At 72.7% G+C, this 8,660-nt stretch carries 12 protein-coding genes and 1 pseudogene; 8 read left to right on the top strand and 5 right to left on the bottom strand.

The window, feature by feature from the left end; genetic code table 11:
* The 3 genes from AOK00_RS22235 to AOK00_RS22225 all read left to right on the top strand — a co-directional run.
* Positions 1 to 578 (top strand): MFS transporter (locus AOK00_RS22235; RefSeq protein ID WP_159041823.1); only part of this gene is annotated, 578 nt, incomplete at its 5' end.
* A complete protein-coding gene (locus AOK00_RS22230) occupies positions 575 to 1,015 on the top strand; it encodes a RidA family protein (protein WP_055602058.1) in 441 nt (146 codons plus the stop codon). The genes AOK00_RS22235 and AOK00_RS22230, both read left to right, overlap by 4 nt.
* Before the next feature lie 120 nt (positions 1,016 to 1,135).
* The gene (locus AOK00_RS22225) at positions 1,136 to 1,540 is read left to right on the top strand and encodes a hypothetical protein (protein ID WP_055602057.1); all 405 of its coding nucleotides are present in this window, start codon (positions 1,136 to 1,138) and stop codon (positions 1,538 to 1,540) included.
* On the opposite strand, the gene AOK00_RS22220 is transcribed toward AOK00_RS22225, so the two are convergent.
* Positions 1,498 to 2,067, bottom strand: coding sequence for a hypothetical protein (locus tag AOK00_RS22220; RefSeq protein ID WP_055602056.1), 570 nt, complete (start codon positions 2,065 to 2,067; stop codon positions 1,498 to 1,500). The genes AOK00_RS22225 and AOK00_RS22220 overlap by 43 nt on opposite strands.
* 230 nt (positions 2,068 to 2,297) lie before the next feature.
* Here AOK00_RS22220 and AOK00_RS22215 point away from each other — a divergent pair, with 230 nt between their 5' ends.
* Both AOK00_RS22215 and AOK00_RS22210 read left to right on the top strand, forming a co-directional pair.
* The gene (locus tag AOK00_RS22215; protein WP_055602055.1) at positions 2,298 to 3,266 is read left to right on the top strand and encodes an ATP-binding cassette domain-containing protein; all 969 of its coding nucleotides are present in this window, start codon (positions 2,298 to 2,300) and stop codon (positions 3,264 to 3,266) included.
* Positions 3,263 to 4,126 carry an ABC transporter permease gene (locus AOK00_RS22210; protein ID WP_055602054.1) on the top strand — a complete coding sequence of 288 codons (864 nt, stop codon included), beginning with the start codon at positions 3,263 to 3,265 and terminating at the stop codon, positions 4,124 to 4,126. The genes AOK00_RS22215 and AOK00_RS22210 overlap by 4 nt, the downstream gene beginning before the upstream one ends.
* Before the next feature lie 7 nt (positions 4,127 to 4,133).
* Here the strand turns inward: AOK00_RS22210 and AOK00_RS22205 are convergent, their stop codons facing one another.
* A complete protein-coding gene (locus tag AOK00_RS22205; RefSeq protein WP_055602053.1) occupies positions 4,134 to 4,505 on the bottom strand; it encodes a VOC family protein in 372 nt (123 codons plus the stop codon).
* A 173-nt stretch (positions 4,506 to 4,678) separates the two neighbouring features.
* On the opposite strand from AOK00_RS22205, the gene AOK00_RS22200 reads away from it, so the two are divergent.
* The gene (locus AOK00_RS22200) at positions 4,679 to 5,854 is read left to right on the top strand and encodes a MerR family transcriptional regulator (RefSeq protein ID WP_055602061.1); all 1,176 of its coding nucleotides are present in this window, start codon (positions 4,679 to 4,681) and stop codon (positions 5,852 to 5,854) included.
* Positions 5,855 to 5,864: 10 nt separating this feature from the next.
* Here AOK00_RS22200 and AOK00_RS22195 read toward each other — a convergent pair whose 3' ends face one another.
* The 3 genes from AOK00_RS22195 to AOK00_RS22185 are packed head-to-tail and all read right to left on the bottom strand — an operon-like array spanning position 5,865 to position 8,074.
* On the bottom strand, positions 5,865 to 6,293 hold the full coding sequence (locus tag AOK00_RS22195) for a universal stress protein (RefSeq protein ID WP_055602052.1): 429 nt from the start codon (positions 6,291 to 6,293) through the stop codon (positions 5,865 to 5,867).
* A 50-nt stretch (positions 6,294 to 6,343) separates the two neighbouring features.
* Positions 6,344 to 6,982, bottom strand: coding sequence for an FMN reductase (locus AOK00_RS22190; RefSeq protein WP_055602051.1), 639 nt, complete (start codon positions 6,980 to 6,982; stop codon positions 6,344 to 6,346).
* 3 nt (positions 6,983 to 6,985) lie between these two features.
* Positions 6,986 to 8,074, bottom strand: coding sequence for an LLM class flavin-dependent oxidoreductase (locus AOK00_RS22185; RefSeq protein WP_055602060.1), 1,089 nt, complete (start codon positions 8,072 to 8,074; stop codon positions 6,986 to 6,988).
* 109 nt (positions 8,075 to 8,183) lie between these two features.
* On the opposite strand from AOK00_RS22185, the gene AOK00_RS40520 reads away from it, so the two are divergent.
* Both AOK00_RS40520 and AOK00_RS22180 read left to right on the top strand, forming a co-directional pair.
* Entirely contained in the window at positions 8,184 to 8,312 is a 129-nt protein-coding gene (locus AOK00_RS40520) for a DUF6126 family protein (protein ID WP_229312591.1), read from the top strand.
* A gap of 138 nt (positions 8,313 to 8,450) precedes the next feature.
* A pseudogene (locus tag AOK00_RS22180) lies at positions 8,451 to 8,660 on the top strand (cobalamin biosynthesis bifunctional protein CbiET); the annotation flags it as partial.

Here is an 8,660-nt window from a genome sequence, read left to right as displayed (position 1 = left end):
CGGCCGCCCTCCTCGCCCTCCCCCGCCGCAACCGGCGCGTGGGGGCCGGGCTGCTGCTCACCCTCGCCCTCGTCACCGGTCACTTCCTCGCGTACTCCTTCGTCCGCCCGCTGCTCACCGACCACTCCGGGATCCCCGGATCCCTCCTCGGCGCCCTGCTCCTCGGCTACGGCGTCGCGGGCGTCGCCGGGAACTTCCTCGTCGGCTCCCGGGCCGCCCGCTCCCCGGACCGTACGCTCGCGGTCGTCGCCGCGGCGCTCGGCACCGTCCTCCTCGCCGTCTTCCTCATCGGCGGCTCGGCGGTAGCCGGGGCCGGGCTGCTGCTCCTCTGGGGACTCGCCTACGGCGGGGTCTCGGTCGCGCTCCAGTCCTGGTTCATGGCCGCCGCGCCCGACGACGTCGAGACGGCCACCGGCCTCAACGTCAGCGTCTTCTGCCTCGCGATCGCGCTCGGCGCCCTCCTCGGCGGGCTCCTGGTCGACGCGTACTCCCTCGACGCGGCGCTCCTCGCGGGCGCCGCACTCACCCTGGCCGCGTTCCCCGTGGCCGTGCTCTCCGGAAGGAACGATCACTCATGACCACCGAGCCCTCCACCACCGCCCGGACCTCCGCGGACCAGCGGGTCATCACCAACCCCGGCACCCTTCACGACCCGACCCCCTTCGGCTACAGCCACGCCGTGTCCGCGCCCGGCGAACTCGTCTTCATCGCCGGCCAGTACGCCTCCGACGCGACCGGCTCGCCCGTCCCCGGCGACTTCGCCGCCCAGGTCGAGCTCTCCCTCACCAACCTGCGGCTCGCCCTCGAAGGCGTCGGCCTCGGCCCGGAGCACGTCGTCCGCCTCGGCTCGTACGTCGTCGACCACGACATGGCCAAGCTGGAGGCCCTCGGCAAGGGTCTGCACGCCCACTTCGGCGAGCGGCTCCCGGCCCAGACCCTCAGCGGCGTCGCGGCGCTCGCCCTGCCGGGCATGCTCTTCGAGATCGACGCGGTCGCCGTACGCCCCTCCGCCTGAGACGCCGCCCGGCGCCGCCGCCCGGCCCGCCGCCTGATCCACTTGCGGGGCGCCGGGCGCGGGTGTGCCCTTGAGGGTGCGGGAAGCAGCAGGGGGGCGAGAGACGAAGGAGCTCCTGCCATGGCCGCACACGCAGCGGTACCCGTCGGGCGCCAGTTCAGTACCCACGGCTGGGGAGTACCGGTCACCCTCGGCGTCCTGTACGGCCTCTGGGCGCCCACCATCGCGCGCGACGGCGGCCCCCTCACCCTGGGGCAGCTGTGGCTCGGCCTCATCTCGGCCATCGTCCTCGCCGCGGGGATCCACCTGCTCCGGCGCCACGGCCACGTCCTGCCCCGCGAGGTGCGGGCCGCCGCCTGGGGTGCCTTCTCGGGCATCGCCGTCGGCTTCCTCTTCAGCCTGTCCGACGCCAGCATCCTGTCGTCGAGCGGGCTCGGAATGGCGTTCGGCGCGGTCACCGCCGCCGCCGCGTACTACCTCTTCTACACCCACGAGGACGCCGCCGGGCGGCCCGCGCCGTACTGACGATTCCCGCCCCCACGCTCCTCGCCGCGGCGGCGCCGGTGGTAGGCGACCGCCACGGCGGCGAGCAGCACCGGCCAGGCCAGGAGCGGCGCGTAACAGGCGACCAGCAGGGCCTCCTGCGCCGGTGCGGTGGGGATGCCGGGCCCCAGGTCCGCGTACGAGGCGTACACGCCCCAGGCGGCGATCGCGCACAGCCCCGCCACCCCGGCCAGGGCCGCGCCGGTCGCGGCGGCCGGGTTCACCCGGCGCCCGCCGAGGAACGGCATCCAGCGCGGGAAGACCTCGCCCCAGGAGCGGACGAGCCCCAGGGTGAGGAAGGCGAGCAGCTCGGACACGACGCTGAGGGAGACGACGTACACGGACTCCCCCGCGCTCATGCCGGCCCCCCGGCCGGCGTCCCGGGTGACCGGCAGCCCGGCGACGAGCGCGAGCCGCCACAGCCCTGATGGAAGGGTGACGAGCGGAACGGCGTGGGCGGCGAGGACGGCCCAACGGGGCACGTCGGGAAGGGCCTTGATTCTCATCATGGGATCAGCGTCCCGCCGGACCCCGCCCCCGGCCGTCGCCCCGGAGACCGTTCCGCCTCCGCCGGGCGGGGGAGACGCGATCCTCCGGGAGACGGGCGGACCGGGACGCCGGCCGGGGAAGGCCCGTCTCCGCCGCTCTGGCGATCACGCGGCGGCCGACGGAGACTGGGAGGAGCGCTCGCTTCCGCGCGCGGCTGCTCCGCGCCCTCTTCTCCTGGAGGATCCACGGTATGACCGACCTCGCCATCGAGACCGAGGGCCTGGTCAAGGTCTTCGGCAGCAACCGCGCCGTCGACGGCATCGACCTCCGCGTGCCCGCCGGGACCGTGTACGGGGTCCTCGGGCCGAACGGCGCCGGCAAGACCACCGCCGTCAAGATGCTCGCCACCCTGCTCCGCCCCGACGGCGGCCGGGCCCGCGTCTTCGGCAAGGACGTCGTCAAGGACGCCGACACCGTGCGGGGCCGGGTGAGCCTCACCGGGCAGTACGCCTCCGTGGACGAGGACCTGACCGGCACCGAGAACCTCGTCCTGCTCGGTCGGCTGCTCGGCCACACCCGGCCCGCCGCCCGCGAGCGCTCCGCGCAGCTGCTCGCCGCGTTCGGGCTCGCGGAGGCCGCCGACAAGCAGGTCAAGAACTACTCGGGCGGCATGCGGCGCCGTATCGACATCGCCGCGTCCATCCTCAACACCCCCGACCTGCTGTTCCTCGACGAGCCGACCACCGGCCTCGACCCGCGCAGCCGCAACCAGGTCTGGGACATCGTCCGCGCGGTGGTCGCCCAGGGCACCACCGTCCTGCTGACCACCCAGTACCTGGACGAGGCCGACCAGCTGGCCTCCCGGATCGCCGTCATCGACCACGGCAAGGTGATCGCGGAGGGTACGAAGGGCGAGCTGAAGGCCTCCGTCGGCTCCGGTTCCGTGCACGTACGCCTCCGGGACCCCGAGCAGCGGCCCGAGGCCGAGCGGGTCATCGTGGGCGCCCTGAACGCCACCGTCCAGCTGGACGCCGACCCGGTCGCTCTCACCGCCACCGTCAACGGCCACGGGACGGACCTCGGCGCCGCCGAGCAGGCGGCGCGGGCACTGGCGGAGCTGACGCGGGCCGGGATCACCGTCGACAACTTCGCGCTGGGCCAGCCCAGCCTCGACGAGGTCTTCCTGGCACTGACGGACAGGAAAGGAACGACGGCATGACCGTCACCACCGGCAAGGACACCCGGACGACCGACACGCTCGACTTCGTCGCTCCGAAGGCCGACGAACTCGCGGCGCTGCTCGTGGGCCACTCCCGCCCGCCGCGCCCCAGCGCGCTCTCCGCCTCGATGACCTTCGGCTGGCGGGCCATGCTGAAGATCAAGCACGTGCCGGAACAGCTGTTCGACGTGACGGCGTTCCCGATCATGATGGTGCTGATGTACACGTACCTCTTCGGAGGCGCGCTGGCCGGCTCCGTCTCGTCGTACATCCAGTTCCTGCTGCCCGGCATCCTCGTGATGAGCGTCGTGATGATCACGATGTACACGGGGGTCTCGGTCAACACCGACATCGAGAAGGGCGTCTTCGACCGCTTCCGCACCCTGCCGATCTGGCGGCCGGCGCCGATGGTCGGCTACCTCCTCGGCGACGTCGTCCGCTATCTGATCGCCTCGGCCGTGATGCTGACCGTCGGCATGATCATCGGCTACCGGCCGGACGGCGGGATCGTGGGCGTGCTGCTCGGGGTCCTGCTGCTCGTGATCTTCGCGTTCGCGTTCTCGTGGATCTGGACCATGTTCGGTCTGCTGCTGCGCAGCGAGAAGTCCGTCATGGGCGTCTCGATGATGGTGATCTTCCCGCTGACGTTCCTGTCGAACGTCTTCGTCGACCCGAAGACGATGCCGGGCTGGCTCCAGGCATTCGTCAACAACAGCCCGGTGACCCATCTGGCGACGGCCGTACGCGAACTGATGGCGGGCAACTGGCCCGCCGCCGACATCGCCTGGTCGCTCGGGTGGTCGGCGGTGCTCGTGCTCGTCTTCGGTGCGATCACCATGCGGCTCTACAACCGCAGGTGACGGGCCGCTACTTCCCGCGCGGGGTGGTCTGCTGGACCGCCCAGCGGTTGCCGTCCGGGTCGGCGAAGAAGACGAACGAACCCCACGGCAGGTCGGAGATGTCGCTGACCGGGATCCCGCGCGAGGTGAGTTCGCGATGGGCCTCCTCGATGTCGGTGACGACGACCTGCATGTTGTCGAGGGAGCCCGGGGCCATCTCGGTGAGGCCCTTGCCGAAGGCGATCGAACAGGCCGAGCCCGGCGGGGTCATCTGCACGAACCGGATGTCGTCGTCGACGGGCACGTCGTGGTCGGCGTGGAAGCCGACCTGCTCGTAGAAGGCCTTGGCGCGGTCGACATCGGTGACGGGGACGGCGACCAGTTCCAGCTTGATGTCCATGAGGGCATCATGCGCCGGGAGGCGGACCGGCGCACGGCGTGCGCCGCCTCGCGGTTGACCTTCCCCCGCGGGGAAGGCCCAGCATCGGGCGTGCCGGGCGGAAGGCCCGGCACAGGGAGGAGAATCGAGCCGTGCGCGACGAAGAACCCATGCCGGTGCCCGTGTCCGGGCCGATGCTGACCATCGGGGACTTCGCCCGCGCGTCCCGGCTCTCCGCCAAGGCGCTGCGCCGCTACGACGAGCTCGGCCTGCTGCCGCCCGCCCGCGTCGACCCGTTCACCGGCTACCGCTACTACGCCGTGGAACAACTCGAACGGGCCCGGCTGATCGTCTGGCTGCGGCGGATCGGCATGCCGCTCGCCGAGGTGGGACGGGTCTGCGCGCTGTACGCGGCGGACGCGGCGGGCGCGGCCCGCGCGATCCGCGGCTACTGGGCGCGGGTCGAGTCGGAGACCGCGGCGCGGCGGGACCTGGCTGCCTCCCTGGTGGACCGGCTGAAAGGACCCACCGAGATGACACACGAGATGACCGACGGGACGACCGGCGCGATGTCCGACGGGACGACCGACGGGACGGCCGGCGAGGTGAGCACCGCGAGGGCCGCGACGAACGCCGGGGCGGCCCCCCGGACGGCCGGACGGCCCGCCTTCGTCCTGCGGACCGCCGTGCGTCTCGACCGCGGCCTGGTCCGCGCCGCCCAGCAGGACGCGGCCCACGCGGGCCCGCACCTGCTGGCCGTCGCCGACGGGTACGGCCCCGAGGGCGAGCGGGCCGCGCTGGCCGCCGTCGGAGCACTGGAGGCCGTACCGCCACCGGCGCCCTCGGCGCGCGCCGGGGACGTGCTCAACGCCCTGGAGGACGCGGTGCGCACGGCCGACGGCGCGGTCTCCGGGCTGGCCGATTCGGGCACGACCCTGACCGCGGCCGTGTGGACGGGCGGCCGCCTGGCCCTCGCGCACGTGGGCGACTCGCGGGCGTACCTGCTGCGGGACGGCGCGCTCGTACGCCTCACCCGCGACCACACCGTGGTCCAGGCCCTCGTCGACGCGGGCGAACTGGACCCGGCCGAGGCGGCGGACCGCCCCGACCGGGCCCTGCTCCTGAAGGCCCTGGACGGCGGGGACGTGCCGCCCGAGCCGGAGCTCGGAGTGCACGAGACGCGGCCGGGCGACCGCTATCTGCTGTGCACGGACGGGCTTTCGGCGGTCGCGCCGGCCGAGGACGTCCGCCGCGCGCTCGCCGAAGGCGTCGGTCCGGACGAGGCGGCGGAGGCCCTGGTCGCGCTGGCGCGGGAGCTGGGCGGCCCGGACAACGTGGCGTGCGTGGTGGCCGACGTGGTGCCCGCCTGAGGACGCCCGGTCAGTCCCCCGTGCCCCGTACGACCACCACCGGGCACGGGGCGTGCTGAGTCACCCTGCTGGAGACGGAGCCCAGCACCGCCGCCTTGAAGCCGCTGTGGCCGCGGTCGCCGACGACCAGCAGGGAGGCGCCCCCGGCCTGGTCGATCAGGGCCTGGGCCGGGTTGCCGCTGACGACCGTACGGGTCACGCGGGCGGCGACGGCCGGGTCGAGCGCCTCGGCGAGGGACTCGACCAGGGCCTGCTCGGCGAGCTGCTCGGGGTTGAAGTCCGGCGGTACCCCGGGCGCCGCGGACCAGGACGCCGGGTACTCCCATGCGATGACCGCCTGGAGGGAGTCCCCGGTGAGGGCGGCCTGCCCGGCCGCCCACCGCAGCGCCTTCAGGGACGGTTCCGAGCCGTCCACGCCCACCACGATCCTGCCGGCCATCGCCGACCTCCGTCCGTTGTCGGGAACCCCCCCACAACGTAACCAAAGGATCAGTCCAGCCGCAGATCGGCCAACTGCTTCTCGAACGGGACGACCTCGTCGTCGTCGAGCCGCCGGGACGGCCGGGCGGCGACCGTGTCCGCGAACTCGTTCCCGGCCCGGGTGATCCGGGTCGGCAGCCCCTCCCCCCATCCCGTCGGGGAGGCCTCGTCGCCGCCGGTGCCCCAGTCCTCCGACGCCGCGTAGACGGCGGTCGGGACGACGTGGGCCCGCAGATAGGCGAAGAGCGGCCGCAGGGCGTGGTCGAGGACGAGCGAGTGCCGGGGGGTGCCGCCGGTCGCCCCGATGAGGACCGGGGTGCCGGTCAGCGCGGCCGGGTCGACCAGGTCGAAGAACGACTTGAACAGACCGCTGTACGAGGCGGTGAAGACGGGGGTCACCGCGATGACGCCGTCGGCGCCGGTCACCGCGTCGATCGCCTCCTGGAGCCTTCCGGACGGGAAGCCGGTGACGAAGTTGTTCGCGATGTCGACGGCCAGGTCGCGCAGTTCGACGACCTGGACGTCGACGGCGTACTCCTGCTCGGCCAGCCGGTACCGCGCGGCCTGCAGGAGGCGGTCGGTGAGCAGCCGGGTGGAGGACGGGGAGCTGAGGCCGGCGGAGACCGCGACCAGCTTCAGGGTCTGCATGGCTTACGACTCCTTCTCGGTACGGGTCTTGAGGACGGCGGGGTGGAGCGGCGCCGTGTCGGGGACGCCGGCCGGGCGCAGGTTGGCGAACTCCTTGCGCAGCACCGGCACGACCTCCTCGCCGAGGATGTCGAGCTGCTCCAGGACCGTCTTGAGGGGCAGTCCGGCGTGGTCGACCAGGAACAGCTGGCGCTGGTAGTCGCCCACGTAGTCGCGGAAGGAGAGGGTGCGCTCGATGACCTCCTGCGGCGAGCCGACGGTCAGCGGGGTCTCCCGGGAGAACTCCTCCAGGGACGGGCCGTGGCCGTAGACCGGCGCGTTGTCGAAGTACGGGCGGAACTCCCTTACGGCGTCCTGCGAGTTCCTGCGCATGAACACCTGGCCGCCGAGACCGACGATCGCCTGCTCGGGGGTGCCGTGGCCGTAGTGGGCGTACCGCTGGCGGTAGAGACGGACCATCTTCTCGGTGTGCTGCTTGGGCCAGAAGATGTGGTTCGCGAAGAACCCGTCGCCGTAGTAGGCCGCCTGCTCGGCGATCTCGGGGGAGCGGATGGAGCCGTGCCAGACGAACGGCGGGACGTCGTCGAGCGGACGCGGGGTGGAGGTGAAGCCCTGGAGGGCGCTGCGGAACTTGCCCTCCCAGTCGACCACGTCCTCCCTCCACAGCTTGTGGAGGAGGGCGTAGTGCTCGATGGCGAGCGGGATGCCCTGCCGGATGTCCTGGCCGAACCACGGGTAGACGGGGCCGGTGTTGCCGCGGCCCATCATCAGGTCCACGCGGCCGTCGGCGAGGTGCTGGAGGGTCGCGTAGTCCTCGGCGATCTTCACCGGGTCGTTGGTGGTGATCAGCGTGGTGGAGGTGGAGAGGATCAGGTTCTCCGTGCGGGCGGCGATGTGCCCGAGGAGGGTGGTGGGGGAGGAGGGCACGAACGGCGGGTTGTGGTGCTCGCCGGTCGCGAAGACGTCGAGCCCGACCTCCTCGGCCTTGAGCGCGATGGCGACGGTGTTCTTGATCCGCTCGTGCTCGGTGGGGGTGCGGCCGGTGGTGGGGTCGGTCGTCACGTCGCCGACGGTGAAGATCCCGAACTGCATCGTGCTCACCTCTCGCGTTCCTGGTGCCTCGCGGCTAGTGGTTGAAGCTTAAACTATCCCGCTCAACGGTGCCACCCCTCCGTCTATTCCGGCCCGTACCCTGGAGCGCATGACCGATCTGGAGCGCTGGAAGGAACGCGGAGTGATGCTCCGCGTCTTCGTCTACGTCTTCGCGACGCACGCGTTCGCCGGCTTCGTCTGGATCCTGTTTTACGTGGGGCAGAACGCCCAGAAGTAGGCGCCGCCCGAGCGGACCGGGCAGGCCCCGGGCGGGTCCCGGGCAGCCCCGGGTGAGCGCCCGGGCGGGTATCGGGCGACGCCCGAGTGGGGCCCGCCACGTACCGCCGGAAAACGGCCCTCACGTAGAGTCGCCGACGTGAACGGTGCGATAGCGGTCGTCGGAATCGGCGCGGACGGCTGGGACGGGCTCCCCGACAACTCCCGCCGTGTCCTGCGGACCGCCGAGGTCCTGATCGGCGCCCCCCGCCAGCTCGCCCTCCTCCCGGGCGACGACTGCCCCGGCGAGCGCGTCACCTGGCCCTCTCCGCTCCGCCCCGCCGTCCCCGGCCTGCTCGCCGCCCACGAG

The sequence above is a fragment of the Streptomyces aureus genome, assembly GCF_001418135.1.
Classification (GTDB): Bacteria; Actinomycetota; Actinomycetes; order Streptomycetales; family Streptomycetaceae; genus Streptomyces; species Streptomyces aureus_A.
This window is presented reverse-complemented; position numbering and strand designations above follow the sequence as displayed.